The sequence below is a fragment of the Alcaligenes sp. RM2 genome (genome assembly GCF_052931795.1).
In genome coordinates, this window is the sequence record NZ_JBRFIO010000003.1 from 160,812 (window position 1) to 184,937 (window position 24,126).

The window sequence follows — 24,126 nt, forward strand, 5'->3', positions numbered from 1 at the left end:
TCGTGTGGCCATCATATACCCGAGGTTCTTTCAGAATGTGCGTTAAGGCCTGAGCCCCCGAAAGGATTTCCGGGGGCCCAGACCTGTCCGACTTAGAACCACTGGCCAAAGCGGCGGATGTACAGCATTTTCATACCCTGTGCGACCAGGCAGTAAGCCAGCAAGGTGCCGACCAGCCACGGGAAGTATTCCCAAGGCAAAGGCTGCAGGCCAACCAGTGCACCGACGCCCGAGAAGGGCAGATAAATACCAATAGCGGCAATCAGGAAGGTCATCAGCATCACAGGCAGGGCTGCGGTGCTTTGGATGAAGGGGATCTTTTGCGTACGCAGCATGTGAACAACCAGTGTCTGCGAGAGCAAGCCTTCAATAAACCAGCCGGACTGGAACAGCGATTGCAGTTCGGGCGTATTGGCGCCAAACACGTACCACATCAGGACAAAGGTGGTGATGTCGAAGATGGATGAGGTCGGGCCTATCCAGATCATGAAGCGGCCAATATTCTTGGCATCCCATTTACGCGGTTTGCGTAGAAAGTCCTTGTCCATGCGGTCCCAGGGCAAAGCCAGCTGGGAGATATCGTAGAGCAGGTTCTGAATCAGCAAGTGGATCGCCAACATGGGCAGGAAGGGGATGAACGCACTGGCCACCAGCACCGAGAAAACATTGCCAAAGTTGGAGCTGGCTGTCATGTTCAGGTACTTGATGATGTTGCCAAAGGTTTCGCGGCCTTTGATCACGCCTTCTTCCAGAACCAGCAGGTTCTTTTCCAGCAGGATGATGTCTGCCGATTCCTTGGCAATATCCGTGCCGCTATCCACCGAAATCCCCACGTCGGCATCGCGCAGGGCGGGGGCGTCGTTGATGCCATCCCCCAGAAAACCGACGGTGTGACCATTGGCTTGCAGCGCTTTGAGTACACGTGATTTTTGCAGGGGCGTGAGCTTGGCAAAAACCGAGTGGCGCTCGACAGCGCAACGCAGATCGGGGTCTTGCATCAGCTCGATTTCAGGTCCGAGCAAAGGCTTGCCGGGCTCCAGGCCCACTTCACGGCAGATTTTCGCGGTAATGATTTCGTTATCGCCGGTCAGTACTTTTACGGCTACACCGTGCTCGGTCAGGGCGGCAATCGCTTGGGCAGCACTTTCCTTTGGTGGGTCCAGGAAGGTCAGCAAGCCTTGTACCGTCATCTCGCGTTCATCCTGGGCTTCATAACGGCTCTTGGCCTGTTCGACAGGAATACGGCGAGTGGCAATCAGCAGGACACGGAAGCCGTCCGAGTTGTAGCGGTAAGCCATTTTCAGCAAACGGGCACGTTGCTCGGTATCCAGTGGCAAGCGCTGGTCACCGTCTTGTACGTGGGTGGCAATGCTGAGCATTTCTTCCACCGCACCCTTGCAGACCATGAGCTGTTCGCCTTGCGGATTTTGCACGACAACCGATAGGCGACGACGCACAAAATCAAAAGGCAGTTCGTCTATCTTGCGGTAGGAGCCAATGGCTTGCAGGGCAGAGGGTGTTTTTTCTGCGAAGCGCAGTACCGCCTGATCCATCAGGTTCTTCACGCCGCTTTGGTGCAGGCTGTTGAGCAGCGCCAGTTCCAGAATGCGGGGGCTGTTGCGATCATCCAGACCCAGATGGTGTTCCAGAATGATGCGATCTTGTGTCAGGGTGCCGGTCTTGTCGGTACACAGCACGTCCATGGCACCAAAGTTCTGGATCGCGTTCAGACGCTTGACCACCACCTTGTTCTTGGCCATGGCCACCGCGCCCTTGGCCAGGTTGGAGGACACAATCATGGGCAGCATTTCAGGGGTTAGGCCCACGGCAACGGCCAGTGCGAACAGGAAGGCTTCGGTCCAGTCGCCTTTGGAGAAACCGTTGATCAGCAGCACGATGGGCACCATGACCAGCATGAAGCGAATCAGCAGCCAGCTGACGCTGTTTACGCCCCGGTCAAAAGAAGTTTCGGCGCGCGAACCGACAATGGCTTTGGCCAACGAGCCGAAATAGGTCTTGGCACCGGTGGCCACAACCACTGCCGTGGCCGTACCGCTGACTACGTTGGTGCCCATAAAGCACATATTGTTCTGGTCCAGCACACCGGCCTGGGAGCTGGACGCCGTAGCACTTTTGCTGCTGACTGCGCTAAAGACATCGTACTTTTCGACAGGCAGGGCTTCACCTGTCAGGGCGGCCTGGCTGACGAACAAGTCGCGGGACTCTATCAAGCGCAGGTCTGCCGGGATCATGTCCCCAGCCGACAGGCGCACAATATCGCCGGGCACGATCTGGCTCATGGGGATTTCGCGCATGACCGTGGCGCTGGACACGGTAGAGCGTCGTTGTACGCTGGCGGTGGTACGAACCATGGCTTTCAGAGCCTGGGCAGCTTTGCCGGAACGGTACTCCTGCCAGAAACGCAGCAGGCCGCTCAAGGTGACCATGACCACAATAATCAGCACGCCGGTGTAGTCCACTTCTTCGCCCGAGCGCATGGGCAAAATAATGTCGGTGACAGCACTAACGGCGGCCAGCACCATCAGGACCGCAATAAAGGGATTTTTAAAGGCCAGCGCCAATTGAATCAGGGCGTGGGCGGGCTTGTCCCGGGCGACCTCGTTAGGTCCGTATTCGGTCAGGCGGCTCAAGGCTTCGGCGTCGGTCAGGCCATTCAGATTGGCTTGTACAGAGGCCAGGGTTGTCTCCAGGCTAAGCCCGGTTTCGGTGGCCGTGCGCAGCTTGGCGTCGTAGTCCACTGAGCGCAGTGGCGGACGATGTTGTTGAATGCTCATGTAATGCTCCTGGTGTACAGGCGTGACGGTGCTGTCCATCCCAAGAGATGGACACAGCAGGTCCTGCCGACCGGTGTGAGGGTCGGCAAACTAAAGATAAGAACAAGCGGATTTAGTAAGCGTCAGGCCAGCGTTTAGTGGCTGGGCAAGGTGCAGCGCCACACTCGCGCTGAGGGTGGTTTGTCACTGTCTGCAATCCAGTGAATTTCTGGTTTGCGACTGGCCGTGTTGATACGCCAGGCAATAGCGGGGCGGCGGCCAGGAACAGCACGCTCGCGAGGGCAAGGTGTGGCAAGATGCGAACCCGACGAGGTCAGGGCCCGGATCGGTCCAGTATGAATAATGCGGTGCATGGTTGACTCCTGATCGTGCTGCGCAAGCCACATCAGCAGACAACCCGGTGGGTCAGTAGCGTCTGAGGGGCCTGTGCAGCATCTTTCTTCGACTGTCGTCGCTGGACATAGTGTGTTTTTTCCTGTCAGAGAGAACGAAAGGTCCTGCTTTCCGAACGGGTGTTATTTTACGACCTGCAAGCCGCTTTGCGACTGGCTTTGCGCCCGTTTTGCCCAGGCATTGGCGTATGGTTGCTATACGAAAGTATATGAATGGCCCGCCACGGGATAAAAACCGGCTGCATGATGCAAGACAGAGATAGCCAGCCAAGTCTCTTTTATTTGTAGGCGGCTGTGCTTAAGATGGGAGAATTCATTATTTTGGTGTGTGGTTTTCTTATGGCGGAACAATCATGGCAGCCCTAAGGCATCGTCTGACAGCATTGTTTGAGCCCCGTTCGGTGTTGGTCGTGTCCACCTTGCCTTTGCCCCTGATCAACGAGATGCCAGCCCGATTGGCTGGGCGGATCACGCAGGCACGGATTACAGCCACGCAAGTGCTGGTGCCCGATCGTCTGGAAGGACTGACCGATACACAGCGCCTGGATCTGGCGCTGGTGTGTATCGAGCCGGTGCGTTTGCCACAGGCCCTGGATGCCATCCGGGTGCATAAGCCACGTGTGGTTCTGTTGCTGCCCTCCAATCTGGCCTCCCGCGATCCTATGGAAGACATGGTGTATGCGCGCTCCTGGGCCCGTATCAATAATTGTCTGGTGCTGGGGCCGCGTGCCTTCGGGATACAACGGCCGCATCTGGGCATCAATTTAAGTCACGAGCCGCAAATGGCTCTGGCGGGCCGTGTGGCCTTGGTGTCTCAGTCACGCTCCATTACCTCGGCCTTGATGGACTGGGCTGAGGATGTCAGCCTGGGTTTCTCTGCCATTGTGTCGGTCGGGGACGAGGCCGTTATCGACGTGCCCGAGGTGCTTGAATATCTGGCCATGGACCCGCGCACGGACAGTATTGCGCTGTATCTGGAGCACACACCTGCTTCTCGTCGTTTCACCAGTGCCTTGCACGCCGTAGCGGCCGTCAAACCTGTGGTGGTCCTGAAAGTAGGCGGTCAGCGTCAGCAGGGCGAGGCCCACGAGGCGGTCTTCAATGCCTTGATGCGGCGTGTGGGGGCGGTGCGCATTCGTTATTTTGTGCAGCTGTTCTCGGCCCTGAAAGTGCTGGTTTACACCCGCCGTCCCAAAGGGCGGCGTATTGCCTTGTTCTCCAATGGGAATGGGGCCGCGCAGATGGCTTTGGATGTACTGGGTTCGGATGCCGCGGTGACCTGCCCGGAGCTGTCGCCCTCTACCCAGCGGGCGCTGGATAATCTGCTGGCTCCTGGCGACCAGGTTCAGAACCCGGTGGTCACTTATGTGCCACTGACGCCCATGCGTATCGACTCGGTTATTTCCACCTTGCTGGATGACAAGGAAATTGACGGGGTGCTGGTCTTGCTGACACCAGACCCCTTGGCCGATATGCCGGCGGTATCGCGTGAGCTGGCCATGCTGTCGGCCAGTGCTCGCAAACCCATTATTACGTGCTTGATTGGGGATGCGGATATGCGTCCCCTGCGTCATTTGCTCGATGGTGTGGGGACGCCGGCTTTCCGTACCCCGGATACGGCTGCCAACGCCTTCGATCTGCTGGCCCGCTATCACTACAACCAGCATTTGTCGCAGCAGACCTTGCCGCCTTTGCCGCTGGGCACCTTGCCTGAGGTAGAGCCTGCCCGAGAACTGGTACGCCAGATTCAAAGCGAGCGCCGCGAGGCTAGCGAGCAGGAGTGCCGCGATCTGCTGCGCTACTTCCACGTGCCTGTTGTCGACTTGCGTGTGACGCACGATCAGGGTGAGCCTGATCCTGATGTCCCGCCCATGGGTCTGCGTTTTGAGACCGACGACAAGTTGGGCCCTTACGCCGTCTTTGGTGGGGCCGATCACGCGGATTGGCTTTCCTCATCCTATCCGGCGGTAGAACTGCCACCGCTGAACCGCTATCTGGCGCGCCAGTTGGTGGAGCGTAGTCCCTTGTGGCGCAAGAGCCTGTCCTCGCAATTGACGCCTTTGGTGTTGACGCAACTGTTGCAGGTGCTGGAGCGTCTTTCGGATTTGATGAGCGAGTTGCCCGGCGTGCGCCGTGTGGTGCTGGACCCCATCATGGCGGGCGAGAATAGCCTGTACATCAAGAGCATTTCCATTTCCCTGAGCAGGCAGTCCATGCTGGTACTGCCTGAAACGGCTGGCTATCGCCACATGGCGATTCATCCCTATCCGCGTCACATGATTGAGCGGCGTCAGTTCAAGGATGGGCAGCGCTGGACCTTGCGCCCTATACGTCCCGAGGACGCCGAGGCCTTGCAGACCTTTATGCGTGGCCTGTCGGATGAAAGTCGCTACATGCGCTTTGTGTCCATGCTGCGAGAACTGACTCCACGCATGTTGTCGCGCTACACCCGCATCGACTACGACCGGGAGCTGGCGCTGATCGCTACCGTGCGTTCGCCCAATCCAGATAACCGTAACCATCCCCGTGACGAGATTATTGGCTTTGCCCACTATCTTCGTAATGGTGATGGTCGGGGGGCGGAGTACGCCCTGGTTATCGGGGATGCCTGGCAGCGGCGTGGTCTGGGAGTCATCCTGATGGAGGCGCTGATACAGGCTGCCGCCGAGCAGGGGCTGACCTACATCGACGGCTATGTGCTGGCCTCCAATGCGCCTATGCAAGCTCTGATGAAGCGTCTGGGCTTTCAGAACGATGCGGACCCGGAAGATCCCAGCATGCGTCGTGTCTGGCTGGATCTGGGTGAGACCCGTCGCTCGGATTAGGCACAGGCAGGCCTGTCTGCTTGTCAGGTAAATACCCGTTTAATTGTTCCCCTGATGTCCCAATTCACTCAACGGTGGCGGGACTATGATGCACTCGTGATGGCAGGCAGTACAGCGCTGGATTGCTGGCTGCCGCCGCATCAATGGATGGTGCCCACCACCGACGGCGCCACATACCGGGGACACAATGATGCGATTGAATCTGGCTGCTTTGCAGCGCTGGGTGCTGGGCTTGTTCTTGATAGGCGGCCTGCTGGCTTGCTCCGGGCAGACAGCGATGCCACCTGAAAAAAACCATTACGAGTTCTCCATGGAGAACGACAGCCTGGAAATGCGCGATGGTGTGCGCTTGGCGGTGACGTATTATCGGCCATCGGCTAAAACACCGGGTGAAGCCTTCCCGGTCATTCTGGAGATGCTGCCTTATCGCAAGGACGACTTCTTCGCGCTGGGTGACTACGAGTACGGCTCTTATTTTGCCAAGCGGGGCTATGTGCTGGCGCGGGTTGATGTGCGTGGCACAGGTGGCAGCTCTGGCCCTGTCCCTGTTAGCGAGTATTCCGCTGCCGAGATTGCCGATGCCGAGGAGCTGATCGATCAGTTGTCTCGCAAGAGCTGGTCCAATGGCAAGGTGGGTATGTACGGCCTGTCCTGGAGCGCCTTCAACTCCTTGATGACGGCTCACAGAAAACCGCCAGCACTCAAGGCCATTATCGCGGCGCACGGTTCTACCGATCTGTTTTACAACGACGTTCACTATATTGATGGTGCCTTGCATATTGACTCCTATGCGCACCAGATTGATACCGATAACGCCATGCCGCAAAGCCCGGATTATCGGATTGACCAGGAGTATTTCAAGAACCGTTTTGACCGCGAGCCCTGGATTTTTACCTGGCTGCGTCAACAACAGGACGGCGATTTCTGGCGTGCCGAGTCCCTGGCCTTCAAAAAGCAGCCTTTGGAAGTCCCGGCCTATTTGATTGGTGGCTTGCTGGATGGCTATCGTGATTTTGCGCTGGATGTCAGTCGAACCTCGAAAGCGCCTGTAATTGTGGAAATGGGGCCCTGGAACCACGCCTGGCCAGAATATGGCGTGCCTGGCCCGAATTATGAGTGGCGCGAGAAGGCGGTGCGCTGGTGGGACTACTGGCTTAAAGACATAGATACCGGAATTCTGGATGAACCGCGTCGGATGGCCTTCATGCGTACCGGCCATGCTCCCGCTACCGATCGGACCAGCGTGCCCGGTTATTGGCGCTGTGATCCGCAATGGCCGGTGGAAGGCGCGCGGACTCAACGTCTGCATCCTCAGGCCGGACACCAGCTGGCTGCTATTTCTCCTGCCTCCGGTTTGGCTCAGACCTTGCGTTACAAGGCTGGAGCGGGTTTGGCGGGTGGTGGCTGGTGGGGTGAGCAAACGGGCGATATGGCTGCCGATGATGCACATAGCCTGGTGTATGACTCCGCGCCCTTGAGCGATGCCATGGAAATCATGGGTATGCCTAAGGTACGTCTGAAGGTCGCGGCTGATGCGCCTTTCTATCAATGGACAGTGCGACTGGAGGATGTGGCCCCGAATGGGCAGGTTTCTTTGGTCAGCGGGGCAATCATCAACCCTTCCCAGCGTATCTCGCGTCTGGAACCACAGCCCTTGGTGCCGGGTAAGGCCACCAATTTGGAAACATCCATTCACTTCACTACGTGGCGTTTCAAGCCGGGCCATCGTATCCGCCTGGCGGTGAGCAATGCGCAGTTCCCTATGGTCTGGCCCAGCCCGACGCCGGGTGTCACCAGTCTGTTTCCGGGTGCGGATACCTGGGTAGACCTGCCCGTGGTGCCTGTGCGGGAGCAGGGTACGCAGGCTTGCGTCATGTCGCCACCCCAGGCGAGTGAAGCGGCTCCTTTCGGCCGCACTATTGACGGGGATGGCCCCATGTTCAGCAGTGTTCGTAATGAAGCTACGGGCGATTCGACGTTCACCACCAGCAATGAGCTTAGCTGGGTGCTGCATGACAATTTGTACCGCTCCGAGGAGATGTATCGCTGGGAGGTCAATGATGCTACGCCTGCCAAGGCGCGCTATCAGGGTGATCGGCGCAATGTCTTTACGATCAAGGGGCGGGAGATTGATATGTCAGCCCAGGCTCGGATCGAGTCCGACGAGTCGTATTTCTACCTGACTTTCACGCGGGTGCTGAAAGAGGATGGGGTGCAGGTTCGGGAAAAGACCTGGCAAGAGCGTATTGCTCGGATCTATCAATGAAAAGCTGAATAAGAAACGCCGCTGTGATTGCAGCGGCGTTTTTTTGTCTTGTGCTCTGATTAGCGCAGTACCTGTTTCAGGAAGTGGCCAATCGCGCTGATTTCTTCCGGGCAAACAGCGTGGGGCATGGGGTAGACATTCCATTGCACCTGATAGCCCATGGCTTCCAGTTGCTGACGGCTGGCTTCGGCACGTGTCAGAGGCACGACCGGGTCCATGCTGCCATGCGCCATGAATATAGGCGTGTTCTGATTGGCCTGATGACGTTCTTTTTCCACCGCTGTCGCCAAAGGCAGGTAACCGGACAGGCAGAGCATGCCAGCCAGACGCTCTGGCAAGCGCAAGCCGGTTTGCAGCGTCATGGCACAGCCTTGCGAGAAACCGGCCAGAACAATATTTTCCGTGGGAATGCCGCGAGCGTTTTCGCGGGCAATCAGGTTCTGCACTTCGATCTGCGATTGGCGCAGGCCGCTTTCGTCCTCGTGGCGCACCAGGTCCGCCACATAAATGTCGTACCAGGAACGCATGGCCATGCCGCCATTGATGGTGACGGGCTGGATGGGGGCGTGCGGGAAAATGAAACGAATAGCGGGGGCGTTTTGCAGGCCCAGCTCTGGCACTATAGGGGCGAAATCGTGGCCGTCAGCGCCTAAGCCATGAAGCCAGATAACGGCGTGCTGAGGGTTGGCACCGGTTTCAATCTCAATCGACTCAAGCAGAGGGTTCATGCGGACTCCGAAAGATCTACCAAGGTCTTGATGTACTGGTACAGGGCGCGGTAGTGCTTGCGCTGTGGGTCCTGGCCTTGTACCAGTGTGGAATTTTTCTCGGCTTCTTTGCGTGCGGCACGAATCAGGGTGCGCAATTGCTGGATATCGGCGCCGGAAAATTCATTCATGAATTCGGTCAGAGCGTCGTCATCACGCAACAACAGGTCGCGTAGCGCTTCCAGCCTGTGCATGGCACGGGTGTCTTCCTTGGAGCCGTTTTCCCAGACGTCCAGTTGTTTCAGGATCGGTTCGGGCTCCACATTGCGCATCAGCTTGCCCACGTAGTGGATTTGACGGCGGCGTCCTTCGCGGGCCGTCGGGCTGATGCGCTTGGCATCCTTGATGGCAGCCATCAAGGGCTCGCCCAGATCAAGTTGTTTGAGTCGGTCGTCCGAGAGCTCAATCAGGCGTTTGCCCAGGTCGAGCAGAGCGTGCATTTCGCGTTTTACCTGCGATTTGCTGGGGCGGTCGTAACCGTTTTCATCGATTTCAGTGCGTGGACGGGCCATAAGAAGTGAAATAGCAAAGATTGTCGCCAATTGGCTATGATAACCGCCTAACCCTCAAAGAGTAGCAATGAGTCATCCAACTATTTCCCAATTGTCGATCAGTGCCAATCAGTTCCAGTTTTGTGAATTGGTGGATGAAGCGCTGCGGCATGCCAAAAAACTGGGCGCCAGTGATGCTGCCGTCGATATTTCAGAAAACAAAGGTCTGGCCGTCTCTGTGCGCCAGATGGAACTGGAAACGGTAGAGCAGACGCAAGACCGCTCCTTGGGTGTGACCGTGTTTGCAGGCCAGCGCAGTGGCTCGGCCTCCACGTCGGACTTTTCGATCAAGGCGCTGCGTGAAACGGTGGAAGCCGCCTGGCATATTGCCCGCTACACCGCTGAAGATCCTTTTGCTGGGCTGCCTGAAAAAGACATGCTGGCGCAAAGCTATCCCGATCTGCACCTGCACCATCCCTGGCTGCTGGACGCGGATCAGGCCGCCAAACTGGCGATTCGTGCCGAGCAGGCTGCGCTGGAGTTGAGTCCTCTGATCAGTAATTCCGAAGGCGCGTCGGTCGATACGCTGGAAGGGCATTTTGTGATGGGTAACAGCCGCGGCTTTCTTGGGGGCTACCCCTATAGCCGTCACTCGCTCAGCGTCAGCCCCATTGCCGGCAAGGGCGACAATATGCACCGCGACTACTGGTACAGCAGCTCGCGTGACCCTTCCCGCCTGGCCAGCCCCGAGTCGGTTGGGCGTTATGCGGCCGAGCGCACTTTGTCGCGCCTGTCGGCCCGCCGTATTCCGACCGGCCGCTATCCGGTGTTGTTTGAAGCCCCGCTGGCTGTGGGCTTGATCGGCTCTCTGGTGCAGGCCACCAGTGGCTCGGCCCTGTATCGCAAAACCAGCTTCCTGCTGGATTCTTTGGGCAAGTCTGTCATGGCCAAGCACATTGACGTGCTGGAGCGTCCGCATCTGGCTGCCGCCATGGGCAGTGCACCGTTTGACTCGGAAGGGGTGCGTACCTGCGACCGTGATGTAGTGCGTGGCGGCGAGCTGAAAGGCTATTTTCTGTCTTCCTACGCAGGCCGCAAACTGGGCATGCCTTCTACGGGGAATGCCGGTGGTTCGCACAATTTGCTGCTGAGCTCGCGCCTGACTCGTCCCGAGGACGACCTGGATGCCATGTTGAAGAAAATGGACCGTGGTCTGCTGGTAACTGAGCTGATCGGCCAGGGTATCAATTACCTGACCGGCGACTACTCGCGTGGTGCCTTTGGCTACTGGGTGGAAAATGGTCGCATTCAGCATGCCGTGGAAGAAGTGACGATTGCAGGCAATCTGGCCGAGATGTTTGTGCAGATTGTGGCCGTGGGTGCTGATACCTTTGCGGCTGGCTCCAAGCGTACGGGTTCCATCCTGATCGAGCAGATGTCGGTGGCCGGTTCCTGATTTCTGCTACCTGGAAAACTGGCTTGGCCCCTTATACCTTGCCACGGGCAAGAGGGCGCTCAATAAACAGATGTTTACGGCCTGAGTTCGGAGTCGCTTCCGACTCAGGCCGTTCTCTATGGAGCGCCGTTCAGGTGTTTCAGGTCAAAGACCCGACAATATAGGGCCGGATTTGCGGGATAATCCGGGCTTTCCCAGCCCCCCATTCGGGGCGCGCCAGTGTACTATCCATAGCATAAAAATATTTCCCAGTTATCGAATACCCACAAGGAGGTTATTCATGCAGCGTCGCTCGTTTCTGAAAAAGGCAGGTCTTGGCGCCGTAGCCAGTACCGCCGCTATTGCTGCTCCTGCTATTGCCCAAAGCAATCCCAAGGTTAATTGGAAGCTGACATCGACTTACGGTCCCGCTACCCCGGCTCTGTTTTCGACAGCCCAGTCGTTTTGCAAGATGGTGGAAGAGGCCTCGGACGGCAACTTCAACATCCGTCTGTACCCAGCCGGTGAAATTGTCCCCGGTTTTGGTGTGATGGATGCAGTCAGCAATGGCACGGTGGAGTGCGGTCAGACAGCTTCTTATTACTACTACGGTAAAGACCCCTCGTTCAGCTTTGACACGGCCGTGCCTTTTGGCCTGAATGCCCGTCAAATGAACGCCTGGATGCAGGAAGGCAACGGTACCAAGCTGCTGCGTGAACTGTTTGCCACTCGCAACATCATCAACTTCGCTTTCGGTAACACCGGCACCCAGATGGGTGGTTGGTACCGCAAGGAAATCAACTCTCTGGAAGACCTGAAAGGTCTGAAGATGCGTACGGCCGGTTTTGCTGGCGAAGTGCTGGCCCGCATGGGCGTGGTGCCTCAGCAAGTGCCACCAGGCGATATTTACCCATCGCTGGAAAAAGGCACACTGGACGCCGTGGAATTCGTCGGTCCTGTGGATGACGAGAAACTGGGCTTCCAGAAAGTGGCCAAGTATTACTACTATCCCGGTTGGTGGGAGGGGTCGGCCCAGGTTTCGCTGTACGTGAACGACGCTGCTTTCAATGCACTGCCCAAGCAATACCAGTCCCTGATTGAAATTGCTTCGCGTGCTGCGGGCGAGCGCATGATCTGTCAGTACGACGCCCAAAGCCCAGGCGCCCTGCGTCGCCTGATCGCCAGCGGTGCGGTACTGAAAGCCTTCCCGCGAGACGTGATGGACGAGTCCTTCAAGACCGCCAATATTCTGTACAAGGAGTTCTGCGACAAGGATCCCATGTTCAAGAAGATTCACGACGACTACATGGGCTTTCGTGACGCGATTGTGCCTTGGTTCCGTGTGGCCGAAGGCTCTTACGACAACTACCTGGGCATTGCTCTGGCAAACCAGAAAAAAGGCTGATCCCCGTAGTTGGGACCGGGCAGGGCAGTCTGCTCCGGTTCGACTAACCAGTCTTGTTAACCCCTGTTTTTCCTTTGGAAAGCAGGGGTTTTTAATGCGCCTTCCCTTTATGAGAGAGCGCCTGGTTGTGGCAAAAAACCTGTGTTTTTGTGCAAAACCCTAGTGTTATCCACTATTTATGTTATTATGGCGAGCTATTTGGCAGAAATGCACGGGCGGAATATAACGCCTTGGCAGGGTCAAATAGAGCTGCCCGGCTTGAAACAGCGGGTAGATTGTATGGGCCGAGCATGTTGCTTTGACCCAGAATTTTAATATTTAGGAACCATCATGAAGACCTTCGTGGCCAAGCCGCTTGAAGTCAAACGTGACTGGTTTGTGATTGACGCTAAAGGCAAAGTCCTTGGTCGTGTGGCCAGCGAAGTCGCACGCCGTTTGCGTGGTAAGCACAAACCCGAATATACCCCTCACGTTGATACCGGCGATTACATCATTATCATCAACGCTGCTGACATTGCCGTGACCGGTAACAAGGCGCAGGATAAGAAGTACTATCGTCACTCGAACTACCCAGGCGGTATTTACGAAACCAACTTCCAAACCATGCAAGAGCGCTTCCCAGGCCGTGCCATCGAAAAGGCCGTCAAGGGTATGTTGCCAAAAGGCCCTCTGGGCTACGCCATGGCCAAGAAACTGAAGGTTTACGCTGGTGCCGAGCATCCTCACAGTGCTCAACAGCCTAAAACTCTGGACATCTAAGGATAGGTCATGATTGGTAACTGGAATTACGGTACGGGCCGTCGCAAGACCTCCGTTGCTCGTGTCTTCATCAAGAAGGGTACGGGTCAAATCGTAGTCAACGGCAAGCCTGTTGACGAATACTTTGCTCGTGAAACGGGTCGCATGATTGTGCGTCAGCCCCTGGTGCTGACCAACCATGTTGAATCGTTTGACATCAAGATCAACGTGCATGGCGGCGGCGAAAGCGGCCAGGCCGGTGCTGCCCGTCACGGCATCACCCGCGCTCTGATCGACTACGACGCAACACTGAAGACAGAACTGAAACAAGCTGGCTTGGTGACTCGTGACGCTCGTGCTGTTGAGCGTAAGAAAGTCGGTCTGCACAAAGCACGTCGCCGCAAACAGTTCAGCAAGCGTTAATTCGCTTCGCGACCTGTTTATGGTGCTCAAAAACCCCGGACGTGTCCGGGGTTTTTGTTTGCTGGCTACATTTGTCCTGCTTTGCCCGGTCTGGTACTTGAGAACAGGCAGGACTACGTTAAGATAGAATTTTTGCTCGTCTCTCTTTCAGGAAAGTTCATGGCTACACATAGCGATACCCGGATCAAGGTAGGGATTGTTGGCGGTACAGGTTACACCGGGGTCGAGTTGCTGCGTCTGTTAAGTCAGCACCCCCAGGTAGAACTGGTTGCCATTACCTCGCGTAAAGAGGATGGTGTGCCGGTATCGGATATGTATCCGAACCTGCGTGGTCATGTGGACCTGAAGTTCTCCACGCCGGAAAATGCCAATCTGGAACAGTGTGACGTGGTCTTTTTTGCCACGCCACATGGCGTGGCCATGAGCCAGGTCGAACGTCTGCTGGAAGCGGGTGTGCGCGTTATTGACCTGGCCGCAGACTTCCGCCTGCAAGATACGGACGTATTCCAGAAGTGGTACAAGATGGAGCACAGTTGCCCGGACATCCTGAGCCAGTCGGCTTATGGCCTGCCAGAGCTGCTGCGCGACAAGATTGCTCAAGCCAAGGTTATTGGTAACCCGGGTTGCTACCCCACCACCGTCTTGCTGGGCCTGGCTCCCTTGCTGGAAGGCGGCAAGGCGCTGGTTGATGCCCAGCATCTGATTGCAGACTGCAAATCCGGTGTGTCCGGTGCTGGTAAAGGGGCTTCGGTTCCCAATCTGTTTGCTGAAGCCAGCGACAACTTCAAGGCATATGGCGTGTCGGGTCACCGTCACCATCCGGAAATTGTGGAACAGCTGCAGCGATTGGCTGGTGGCCCGGTCGGTCTGACCTTTGTGCCCCATTTGGTGCCCATGATTCGAGGCATGTTCTCCACGATCTACGCACGTATCAAGCCCGAAGCCATGGATACAGACTTCCAGGCCTTGTACGAGCAGCGCTACGCCCAGGAAACCTTTGTAGATGTGCTGCCTGCCGGTACCTTGCCAGAAACCCGCTCGGTACGCGCTTCCAACCAGCTGCGTATTTCCGTGCAGCGTCCTGGCAATGGCGATCAGCTGATCATTCTGGTGGTGCAGGACAATCTGGTTAAGGGTGCTTCGGGTCAGGCTGTGCAGAACATGAATATCTTGTTCGGTCTGCCAGAACAAACCGGCTTGAATCACGTTGCAATTTTGCCTTAAAGGGAACTTGGTCTTGGTGAACAGGTCAAATGTTTATGGCTGAATCACCGCAAACCAATTCTTCTACTGTCGCTCCGTCCCGTTCGCGGGGCGGGGCGACTACGATTGGGCTGGCCGTATTGCTGGGAGTGTTGTTGGGCGGTGGAGGCCTGTGGCTTTACCGCAGCCTGACTCAACCGGCCGATCAGTCCGAACAAATACAGCTGGCCATGCAAAATCTGGCGCGTAGCCAGCAATCCCTGCAGCAAATTCAAAGTGAATTTGAAGGGCTGCGCGGGCAACTGGTTCTGGAAGAGAGCACGCGCAAGGGTTTGGAAAAGTCCTTGTCGTCTACCCAGGCCGAACTGGCGCAGACGCGCGAACAGTTGGCCTTTTATGAACAGTTGCTCCCACCCGGTCCCAGTGGTTCTGTTACTGTCCGAGCCCTGGACGTTGCGAAAAGGGGTGATTTGCTGGAGTACAAGGTACTGCTGCAACGTAACGCCCCAGAAGGAAAGGCTTTTTCCGGGCGCCTCCAGTTTCAGCTGACTGGGCGGCAAGACGGAAAAAACGTTAAAATCGATCTATCACCCAGTTCCGGGCCGGACTCGGTACTGGCAGAGTCGTCTGTAGAACAGATCGATCCCTTGGTTTTAAACTTCAACCAGTTTCAGCGCGCCATGGGTTGGCTGGCTTTGCCGCCAGGCTTTGAACCCACCGCCTTGACGCTGAACGTCCTGGAAGGAAGCGTTATCCGCGCCTCTCGCCAGGAAAAAATCGCCCAGCCAGACTAATCACCTTACCCGCGGGTGGTCATGTGCAAGGCGATCACATGATAATTATTCATGCCGGCGGGGGCCGGCAGGAGAACCACATGAGCACTCTTACCGAATCCGTTGATCTGCAAGCCCCTCCTTCCCCACTGATCTTTACCGATTCAGCGGTTGAGAAGGTCCGTGAGCTCCTGATTGAAGAAGGCAGCCCCGAACTGAAGCTGCGCGTCTTCGTGCAAGGTGGCGGCTGTTCCGGCTTCCAGTACGGCTTCACCTTTGACGAACTGGTAAACGACGACGACACCATTATTGATAAGGATGGCGTGCAACTGCTGGTTGACGCCATGAGCTTCCAATACCTGGTGGGCGCTGAAATTGATTACAAGGACGACCTGGACGGCGCTCAGTTCGTGATTCGTAACCCGAATGCCACAACTACCTGCGGCTGCGGTTCTTCCTTCACGATGTAAGAAGGCAAGGCTGGCGCTGATTGCTTAGCGTTTCTGGCCTTGGCAGGTTGCTACAAAGTACACCCCAGACTCTGAGTTCAGAGTCTGGGGTGTTTTGTTTACGGGGTTTTGTTGAAGGCCGTGCACCGTTAGGTCTAAGGGGTAAACCGCTGGAGGACGCTTCTTGGTTCAACTTGGGAGGGGCTTGTTCGTAGCTCAGGCCGGATAACAAGCGCCTAGCACCGTAGCGCGCCGTGCGCCTGTCACAGCGGGCAGTCCCGCAGGAATACGTTCGATATGCGCGTAAGCCAGCCAGGCAAAGGCAAGGGCTTCGATGGATTGCGGATCCATGCCCAGCTCGGCGCTGGAGCGGATAGGCATAGTCACCAGATCGCCCAGGCGTTTCAGCATGGCCGGATTGGCAGTGCCACCGCCACACACAATCAGCTCTTGAATCTGATCTGCGTAAGGCTGGATGGCCTGTGCAACGCTATGTACGGTCAAGTCCATCAGAGTGGATTGCACCGTAGCAGGCTGAAGCTCGCCTTTCGGATCAACACGATCCAGATGCTCCTGCAGCCACCCCAAATTGAACAGATCACGACCTGTAGATTTAGGAGCAGGCAGAGCAAACCAGGGTTCGCTCAATAGGCTGCCAAGCAAGGCAGGATCAGATGCCTCGCTATCAGCCCATTGTCCGCCCTTGTCGTAGGACTGGCCTTGATGCTTGTTCACCCAGGCATCCAGCAGCATGTTCGCCGGGCCAGTATCGAAGCCAAAAACATCGCGTCCAGGCAGCAGCAGGGAGATATTCGCAATTCCACCCAGGTTTAGAATGACGCGGCCATGTTCGTGACGGAACAGGGCTTCATGGACGATGGGCACCAAAGGTGCACCTTGGCCGCCCGCCGCTATATCCCGGCTGCGGAAATCCGCAATCACGTCCACTCCACAGCGTTCGGCCAGAAGAGCAGGGGCATTCAATTGCAGGGTATAGCCCTGGTCAGGCGCATGGCGGATAGTCTGGCCGTGTATGCCAATCGCACGGATCAGGTCTCTCTCGGGGCCTTGAGTCCAGGGCGTGCAAGCCTGAGCATAGAGCTCGGTCAACTGCTGGGCGGCGATGCTGGCGCGGGCCAGTTCGTTGTGCCCTGGATGCTGCAAAGCCAGCAGCTCGTCTCGCAGAGCGGCTGGCATGGGCAGGCTATGGGTTTGGTGTATCTGTGCCCCCTGTGGGCCGAAGGATGCCAGCACGGCATCCACACCGTCCATGCTGGTACCAGACATCAGTCCGATAAACAGGGGGGCTTTCATGGTTTAGCGGCTGGCCAGCTTTACGGGCTCAGCATCTGTGTGCAGCAAGGCAAAGCTGTTTTGGTAGGAAGCCAGGGTTTGCTGGAACTGCTTGCGCTGCGGGGCATCCAGAACGCGTGCTACTGGCAGGTCTACCGACAGGGGATCAACGGCTTTCTGGGCGATACGGAATTCGTAATGCAGATGTGGGCCTGTTGCCCAGCCCGTCGAGCCCACATAGCCAATCAACTGACCCTGTTCTACGCGGTCGCCTTTACGCAGTCCAGCGGCAAAGCGGCTCTGGTGAGCGTACAAGGTGGTGAACTGACCGTGATGCTTCAGGATGATCGTGTTGCCGTAGCCGTTCTGGCGGCCAATAAACTCGACCGTGCCATCCGCGGTAGCGTGGATGGGGGTGCCGGATGGGGCAGCATAGTCCACACCCTTGTGGTCACGCCATCCGCCATGCACCGGATGGCGGCGACCGCCAAAGGTGGAGCTGATGCGGGTGAACTTCAATGCGGTGCGCAGGAAAGCGCCTTTCAGGCTTTGGCCGCTGAAATCGTAATAACCGCCGGAGCCATTTTCAGGCTGGAACCAGGCGGCCTCATGGGTTTTGCCCTGATTGATGAACTCCACTGCCAGCAAGCGGCCCGAACCCACGTCCTGGCCTTCATGACCGTAGGACTCGTAGACCACGCGGAAACTGTCGCCTTTGCGCAGATCTTTCAGAAAGTCGATCTTGCTGCCCATCACATCCGCCATTTGCAGCGTGATGTTGTCGGGGATGCCGGCCTGATCGCTGGCGCCAAACAGCGAGCTGTTGATGGTGGCTTGAGCCACGCGCACTCGGGTCTGGGTCAGGTCGGTTTGTTCCTGGGCGATAAAGCCATTGTTACCGTCCGGGCGTACTTCCAGCCAGCTGGCCAGACCTTGGCCGGACTGATCGGAGTAGGGGGTATGACGGTAGCGCAGCCATTGCAAATTGCCATTGGCATCCAAGGCAGCTTGGATGGTACGGCCAGGGTAAAGCTTGTAAATGGACCGCGCTTTCTTGTCGTGCGTCAGAAATTGCAACAAGCCTTCTTCACTGACTTCCATGCGCTGGAGCAGGGCGGACAAGGTGTCGCCACGGCGGATGCGGGTTTCAGTAATGTAGGCTTGCTGGTCCTGGGCCTGCAGCACGGTCAGGTCCGAGGGCAGGGTCAAGGCGGTGCGGGCTTGGTAAATCTGGGGTTCTGGACTGCTGGGCATCACCACGGCAAGTGCACCGGCGGCTACAAAAGAGCCAAGGGCAAGCGTGATCAAACCGGCACGGATAAAAAGGGCTCGGGCGGACCGAGGCTGGTGGATGTTGAGGTGGGAGGAGGAGCGTTTCCCTTTGCTGAACATAAAACCAGAACCTTGTTGGACGTACGGTTTACCGTCCACCTGGCTGGCAGGCGGAGGTCAGTTGTACTGGGCGGACAGAACATTCCAGCCCTGGCGATCTGACCTGCGCGGGAATGATAAAATAATTCGGTTTACGAAACCTTGCTCAATTCTTAAGCACGTCTCGCAATAGCAGGCTATCCTAGCGCATTAGGCTTAATTTTTCGAGCATTTTTACTCATTAGTTTGTCACCAGATTTGTTATGTCATCCCCCTCAGAGCCCCTTTCTCCAGAAGTCCTGGCTGATTTAGCCATCGTCAAACGCGGCTGCGACGAATTGCTCGTCGAATCCGAGTTTGCCCGCAAACTGGCGCGCAGCCATGCAACAGGACAGCCGCTGCGGATCAAGCTGGGTCTGGACCCCACGGCTCCCGACATTCACCTGGGGCACACAGTGGTGCTCAACAAGATGCGCCAGCTGCAGGATTTGGGGCATACCGTCATCTTTTTGATTGGCGACTTCACCTCCACCATTGGTGATCCCAGCGGCCGCAACACGACTCGTCCGCCCCTGACGCCCGAGCAGGTCATTGCCAACGCCAAGACCTACTACGATCAGGCTGCGCTGGTTCTGGACCCGGCCCGTACCGAAGTTCGCTACAACTCGGAGTGGTGCGACAAGCTCGGTTCGCGCGGCATGATTCAACTGGCTTCGCGTTACACCGTGGCCCGCATGATGGAGCGTGATGATTTCACCAAGCGCTTCAAGGCGAATCAGCCTATTTCGGTGCACGAGTTTTTGTATCCTTTGCTGCAAGGCTACGATTCGGTTCAATTGAAAGCGGACGTGGAATTGGGCGGTACCGACCAGAAATTCAATTTGCTGGTGGGTCGTGAATTGCAAAAAGAATATGGTCAGGAACAGCAATGTATTTTGACCATGCCATTGCTGGTGGGTTTGGACGGCGTAGAAAAAATGTCCAAATCCAAAGGCAATTACATTGGTATCAGTGAAACGCCGGACTCCATGTTCGGCAAGTTGATGTCCATCTCCGATACCTTGATGTGGCGTTACTTCGAGCTGTTGTCGTTCCGTAGTCTGGAAGACATCGCCGGTCTGCAAAAGCAGATTGAAGAAGGCCGTAACCCACGTGAAGTCAAAGTGGAGCTGGCACAGGAGATCGTCACACGTTTCCACAGCGCCCAGGCCGCCGAGCAGGCACTGGAAACATTTGATGCCCGTTTCCGTCGTGGCGAAATGCCCGAAGACATGCCCGAGGTAACCGTGGCCGGTGAACTGGCCTTGCTGCGCGTCTTGCGCGAAGCAGGTCTGGTTGCTTCCGGCAGCGAAGCCCAGCGCAATGTGGAGCAGGGCGGCGTGCGCATCAACGGCGAACGTGTGGACGATAAAGGTTTGCAACTGGAGCCGGGCAGCTATGTGCTGCAAGTGGGCAAGCGCAAGTTTGCGCGAGTCACTTTGACCGGCTGATTGATTGTGGAGGTCTGCAATGAAACTGCGTAGTGATTCTTTTCAAGATCAGAGCGTGATTCCCGAGCGTCTGGCGTTTTGCCGTTACGACGCGCAATCGAGAGTCGCCTTGGCCGGTAACGCCAATCCGCATCTGGAATGGTCCGATGTTCCCGAGCAGACCCAATCCTTTGTGGTTATTTGCCACGACCCCGATGTCCCCAGTAAACCGGACGATGTGAACCAGGATGGGCGCGAGGTACCGGCGGATTTGCCACGGGTGGATTTCTTTCATTGGGTCTTGATCAACATCTCGCCCGAGCTGCGTAGCCTGGCAGAAGGCTCTTATTCCAAGGGCATCACGCCACGCGGTAAAGCCGGTCCACTGGCTCTGGACGATACGCGCCAGGGCGTGAACGACTTTACCAACTGGTTTGCCAGCGACCGCGACATGAACGGTGATTACTTCGGCTACGACGGCCCGTGCCCTCCGTGGAACGATGCTTTGCCGCACCGTTATGTCTTTACGGTTTATGCCCTGGATATTGCCGAGCTGCCTTTGGAAGGTCGCTTCAATGGCCAGGACGTGTTGCGCGCCATGGAAGGTCATATTCTGGGTCGTGCATCCCTGACCGGTATGTATACCCTGAATCCCCGTTTGATCCAGCAATCCTGATTCCCCAGGGCGGACTGTTTGAGTTTTTTTCATATTCTCTTGAGTCCGCCTGCCGCCGCCTTACTTATTTCCATGTTTTTTGGGGTTTCTGCCACCAGAGACGTTTGTCTCGGTGGTTTGACGCGCTTCCGCGCTAAAATGTTGCTTTCTTAGTTTGCTACCACTTTATCCTTAGGAACCCTCATGTTTGACCGTTCTGCGACTCTTGACAAAGTTGACCCCGATCTTTGGGCTGCGATTCAAAGCGAAGATGTGCGCCAGGAGCAGCACATCGAGCTGATCGCCTCGGAAAACTACACCAGCCCCGCCGTGATGCAGGCCCAGGGCACACAACTGACCAACAAATACGCGGAAGGTTATCCTGGCAAGCGCTACTACGGCGGTTGCGAGTTCGTGGACGTGGTCGAGCAACTGGCTATTGACCGTCTGAAAGAGCTGTTCGGTGCAGAAGCCGCCAACGTGCAGCCCAACTCCGGTTCGCAAGCCAACCAGGGCGTGTACATGGCTGTGCTCAAGCCCGGTGATACCGTTCTGGGCATGAGCCTGGCAGAAGGTGGTCACTTGACCCACGGTTCCCCCGTGAACGCATCGGGCAAGCTGTACAACTTCGTATCCTACGGTCTGGACGAGAACGAAGAGCTGGACTACGACGAGCTGGAGCGCCTGGCCAAAGAGCACAAGCCCAAGCTGATCGTGGGTGGTGCTTCGGCTTACGCCCTGCGCATCGACTTCGAACGCATGGCTCGTATTGCTCATGAAAACGGCGCCTTGCTGATGATCGACATTGCCCACTACGCCGGTCTGGTTGCTGGTGGTGCTTACCCCAATCCCGTGCCTCACGCTGACTTCGTGACTTCTACGACCCACAAGTCCCTGCGTGGTCCTCGTGGTGGCGTCATCATGATGAAGGCCGAACACGAAAAAGCCATCAACTCGGCTATTTTCCCCGGCATTCAAGGCGGCCCACTGATCCACGTGATCGCTGGTAAGGCTGTTGCGTTCAAGGAAGCTCTGGCTCCCGAGTTCAAGACCTACGCTGCTCAAGTTGTGAAGAACGCTGACGTTCTGGCCCGCACTCTGGTTGAGCGCGGTCTGCGTATCGTGTCCGGTCGCACCGAAAGCCACGTCATGCTGGTAGACCTGCGTCCCAAAGGCATCACCGGTAAAGTGGCTGAAGAGGCACTGGGCAAGGCTCACATCACGGTCAACAAGAACGCCATTCCTAATGACCCAGAAAAGCCATTTGTCACCAGCGGCGTGCGTTTGGGTACTCCTGCCATGACCACTCGCGGCTTTAAAGAAGCCGAAGCGGAATTGACGGCGCACCTGATTGCTGATGTACTGGACAACCCTCACGACGAAGCCGTTTTGGCGGACGTTCGTCGCCGTGTACACGAGCTGACTGCCAAGTTGCCCGTTTACTCCTCCAAGTAATCCAGCCGGAGCGGGCCGTGAGGCCCGCGATCTTGAATGAAGTGTCCGTTCTGCCACCATGCCGATACCCAGGTGATCGACTCTCGAATCACCGAAGAAGGCGACGCCATACGGCGACGTCGTAAATGCTCGGCCTGTGAACGGCGCTTCACGACTTACGAGCGTGCCGAGCTGAGCCTGCCTGTTGTGGCCAAGCGCAATGGCACTCGTATGGATTTTGACCCCGCACGTTTGCGGGCGAGCATGGGCGTTGCGCTGCGCAAGCGTTCCATCCCCATGGCTCAGGTCGATGCCGCTGTGCAGCGCATCGAAGAAAAACTTCAACTGACTGGCGAGCGCGAAGTCTCCTCCGAGACCATAGGCGAGCTGGTCATGGCCGAGCTCAAGCAGTTGGACCAGGTGGCCTATGTGCGCTTTGCCTCGGTCTACAAGAGCTTTAAAGACATCCGCGAGTTCGTAGAGGCGATCGACGAAATGAACGATCCCGACCGCGGCTAAGGCTATGGTCGAGCAAGAAGACGTCATCTGGATGCGGCAAGCCCTGGAGCTGGCCGAGAAATCCCTTTATATCAGTGCCCCCAACCCGCGAGTCGCCTGCCTGATCGTGCGCGATGGCCAATTATTGGCTTCGGGTTCCACACAGCAAGCGGGTGGCCCCCACGCCGAAGTGATGGCCTTGCGTCAAGCCAAAGAGCGCGGCGTCAGTGTGGCCGGTGCGACCTTCTACGTCACCCTGGAGCCTTGCAGTCACCACGGGCGAACCCCTCCTTGTGCCGATGCGCTGATCAAAGCAGGCGCTGGGCGTGTTGTCTTTTCCATGTACGACCCCAACCCCTTGGTTGCTGGCAACGGCGTTTCACGCTTGCGTCAGGCGGGTATTACCGTAGATGGCCCCTTGTGCGTAGAGCAGGCGCTGGCGATCAACGCCGGTTTCTTTGCCCGCATGACACGTGGACGTCCCTGGTTGTGGATGAAGATGGCTGCTTCGCTGGATGGCCGTAGTGCCTTGCCGGACGGTCGCTCTCAATGGATTACCGGGCCGCAGGCTCGTGACGATGGTCACCACTGGCGCGCCCGTAGTTGCGTCGTGCTGACAGGCATCGGAACCGTGCATGCCGATAATCCCTTAATGAATGTGCGTGCGGTTTCTACGCCGCGTCCCCCGATCAAGGCGGTGCTGGATACGCATTTACGCATGGACCCGAAAGCCGCCTTGCTGGACGGCACGCCGTGCTGGGTATTCAGTCACCGTCGTGATCCCGAGCTGGAGGCGGAGCTGGCAGATCGAAATGCACAGGTTATTCCCATGCCCTTGCACGAAGGTCAGGTGGATGTCCGTGCCGTTCTGGACTGGATGACAGATCAACAGATCAATGAAGTCCATGCAGAAGCCGGTGCTCGCCTTTCCGGAGCCTTGATTGATGCCGGTGTAGTGGACCAATTACTGATGTACCTGGCCCCCAAGATCCTGGGGCAGGGGCGAGGCGTGGCCGATATTACCGAACTGGCCGGGCTGGACGATGTAGAGCCGTTTGAGTTTACCGATGTGCGCTTGCTGGGTGCCGACCTGCGCGTCCTGGCGCGCCAGCGCGATCATTGGGAAGCCTTGCTGCGAGCGGTGGGTGGAGCTTATCCGCCGGACTCGGAATAAGCTGTTTGTCCGCTTTACTGTTTAGTTGCTACTAATTAGCCGAAGAAAGAATTTGAGCACTTGCGTTACAAGGATAAGTGCTGCTATTATTATGGACTTGGCGTTAGCAGCTTCAAATTGCTTGGCCAAAAGAACAGTTAGGACAGGTGGCCGAGTGGTTGAAGGCGCACGCCTGGAAAGCGTGTATACGTTTATAGCGTATCGGGGGTTCGAATCCCCCTCTGTCCGCCAGAATACCGTTGTAAATCAGATAGTTAAGGTTTATGTCGT

Annotated in this window: 20 protein-coding genes and 1 tRNA gene; 15 read left to right on the forward strand and 6 right to left on the reverse strand. The window is 56.9% G+C overall.

Annotated elements, in window-relative coordinates; all coding sequences use genetic code 11:
• Positions 1-92: 92 nt before the first annotated feature.
• Entirely contained in the window at positions 93-2,795 is a 2,703-nt protein-coding gene (gene mgtA / locus ACU6HM_RS12425; RefSeq protein WP_022983593.1) for a magnesium-translocating P-type ATPase, read from the reverse strand.
• 134 nt (positions 2,796-2,929) lie between these two features.
• Positions 2,930-3,148, reverse strand: coding sequence for a hypothetical protein (locus ACU6HM_RS12430; protein WP_009460652.1), 219 nt, complete (start codon positions 3,146-3,148; stop codon positions 2,930-2,932).
• A 392-nt stretch (positions 3,149-3,540) separates the two neighbouring features.
• Here ACU6HM_RS12430 and ACU6HM_RS12435 point away from each other — a divergent pair, with 392 nt between their 5' ends.
• Entirely contained in the window at positions 3,541-6,012 is a 2,472-nt protein-coding gene (locus ACU6HM_RS12435) for a bifunctional acetate--CoA ligase family protein/GNAT family N-acetyltransferase (protein ID WP_083054631.1), read from the forward strand.
• A 187-nt stretch (positions 6,013-6,199) separates the two neighbouring features.
• Entirely contained in the window at positions 6,200-8,278 is a 2,079-nt protein-coding gene (locus tag ACU6HM_RS12440) for a CocE/NonD family hydrolase (protein ID WP_446763866.1), read from the forward strand.
• Between the two features lie 59 nt (positions 8,279-8,337).
• On the opposite strand, the gene ACU6HM_RS12445 is transcribed toward ACU6HM_RS12440, so the two are convergent.
• Positions 8,338-9,006 carry an alpha/beta hydrolase gene (locus ACU6HM_RS12445; protein ID WP_022983590.1) on the reverse strand — a complete coding sequence of 223 codons (669 nt, stop codon included), beginning with the start codon at positions 9,004-9,006 and terminating at the stop codon, positions 8,338-8,340.
• Complete coding sequence (gene yjgA / locus ACU6HM_RS12450; RefSeq protein WP_009460660.1) at positions 9,003-9,557, reverse strand: ribosome biogenesis factor YjgA; 555 nt, start codon at positions 9,555-9,557, stop codon at positions 9,003-9,005. Before yjgA ends, ACU6HM_RS12445 begins: the two co-directional genes overlap by 4 nt.
• Before the next feature lie 67 nt (positions 9,558-9,624).
• On the opposite strand from yjgA, the gene pmbA reads away from it, so the two are divergent.
• From pmbA to erpA, 7 genes are all read left to right on the forward strand, one after another.
• Positions 9,625-10,992: a metalloprotease PmbA gene (gene pmbA, locus ACU6HM_RS12455; protein ID WP_060186674.1), complete on the forward strand. Its 1,368-nt coding sequence runs from the start codon at positions 9,625-9,627 to the stop codon at positions 10,990-10,992.
• Between the two features lie 280 nt (positions 10,993-11,272).
• Entirely contained in the window at positions 11,273-12,376 is a 1,104-nt protein-coding gene (locus tag ACU6HM_RS12460) for a TRAP transporter substrate-binding protein (protein ID WP_009460663.1), read from the forward strand.
• A gap of 330 nt (positions 12,377-12,706) precedes the next feature.
• On the forward strand, positions 12,707-13,135 hold the full coding sequence (gene rplM / locus ACU6HM_RS12465; RefSeq protein ID WP_003801836.1) for a 50S ribosomal protein L13: 429 nt from the start codon (positions 12,707-12,709) through the stop codon (positions 13,133-13,135).
• A gap of 9 nt (positions 13,136-13,144) precedes the next feature.
• The gene (gene rpsI / locus ACU6HM_RS12470) at positions 13,145-13,537 is read left to right on the forward strand and encodes a 30S ribosomal protein S9 (RefSeq protein WP_009460666.1); all 393 of its coding nucleotides are present in this window, start codon (positions 13,145-13,147) and stop codon (positions 13,535-13,537) included.
• A 159-nt stretch (positions 13,538-13,696) separates the two neighbouring features.
• Positions 13,697-14,761, forward strand: coding sequence for an N-acetyl-gamma-glutamyl-phosphate reductase (argC, locus tag ACU6HM_RS12475; protein ID WP_429587203.1), 1,065 nt, complete (start codon positions 13,697-13,699; stop codon positions 14,759-14,761).
• A 35-nt stretch (positions 14,762-14,796) separates the two neighbouring features.
• Positions 14,797-15,534 (forward strand): DUF6776 family protein, encoded by a 738-nt coding sequence (locus tag ACU6HM_RS12480; protein ID WP_143241235.1) that lies wholly within the window; start codon positions 14,797-14,799, stop codon positions 15,532-15,534.
• Between the two features lie 80 nt (positions 15,535-15,614).
• Positions 15,615-15,983, forward strand: coding sequence for an iron-sulfur cluster insertion protein ErpA (erpA, locus tag ACU6HM_RS12485; protein ID WP_003801826.1), 369 nt, complete (start codon positions 15,615-15,617; stop codon positions 15,981-15,983).
• A gap of 195 nt (positions 15,984-16,178) precedes the next feature.
• On the opposite strand, the gene ACU6HM_RS12490 is transcribed toward erpA, so the two are convergent.
• Together ACU6HM_RS12490 and ACU6HM_RS12495 are read right to left on the reverse strand one after the other, a co-directional pair.
• Complete coding sequence (locus tag ACU6HM_RS12490) at positions 16,179-17,276, reverse strand: anhydro-N-acetylmuramic acid kinase (protein WP_446763867.1); 1,098 nt, start codon at positions 17,274-17,276, stop codon at positions 16,179-16,181.
• A 3-nt stretch (positions 17,277-17,279) separates the two neighbouring features.
• Entirely contained in the window at positions 17,280-18,647 is a 1,368-nt protein-coding gene (locus tag ACU6HM_RS12495) for a M23 family metallopeptidase (RefSeq protein WP_026484381.1), read from the reverse strand.
• A 242-nt stretch (positions 18,648-18,889) separates the two neighbouring features.
• Here ACU6HM_RS12495 and tyrS point away from each other — a divergent pair, with 242 nt between their 5' ends.
• The 6 genes from tyrS (at position 18,890) to ACU6HM_RS12525 (ending at position 24,087) form a co-directional block, all read left to right on the forward strand.
• Positions 18,890-20,116 (forward strand): tyrosine--tRNA ligase, encoded by a 1,227-nt coding sequence (gene tyrS / locus ACU6HM_RS12500; RefSeq protein ID WP_009460677.1) that lies wholly within the window; start codon positions 18,890-18,892, stop codon positions 20,114-20,116.
• Positions 20,117-20,135: 19 nt separating this feature from the next.
• Complete coding sequence (locus tag ACU6HM_RS12505; RefSeq protein ID WP_009460679.1) at positions 20,136-20,771, forward strand: YbhB/YbcL family Raf kinase inhibitor-like protein; 636 nt, start codon at positions 20,136-20,138, stop codon at positions 20,769-20,771.
• 183 nt (positions 20,772-20,954) lie between these two features.
• Positions 20,955-22,205 (forward strand): serine hydroxymethyltransferase, encoded by a 1,251-nt coding sequence (gene glyA, locus ACU6HM_RS12510; RefSeq protein WP_009460681.1) that lies wholly within the window; start codon positions 20,955-20,957, stop codon positions 22,203-22,205.
• A 36-nt stretch (positions 22,206-22,241) separates the two neighbouring features.
• Positions 22,242-22,703, forward strand: coding sequence for a transcriptional regulator NrdR (gene nrdR / locus ACU6HM_RS12515; protein ID WP_003801815.1), 462 nt, complete (start codon positions 22,242-22,244; stop codon positions 22,701-22,703).
• Positions 22,704-22,707: 4 nt separating this feature from the next.
• The gene (gene ribD / locus ACU6HM_RS12520) at positions 22,708-23,856 is read left to right on the forward strand and encodes a bifunctional diaminohydroxyphosphoribosylaminopyrimidine deaminase/5-amino-6-(5-phosphoribosylamino)uracil reductase RibD (protein WP_009460683.1); all 1,149 of its coding nucleotides are present in this window, start codon (positions 22,708-22,710) and stop codon (positions 23,854-23,856) included.
• A gap of 140 nt (positions 23,857-23,996) precedes the next feature.
• Positions 23,997-24,087: transfer RNA gene (locus ACU6HM_RS12525), tRNA-Ser, on the forward strand.
• Positions 24,088-24,126 lie beyond the last annotated feature (39 nt).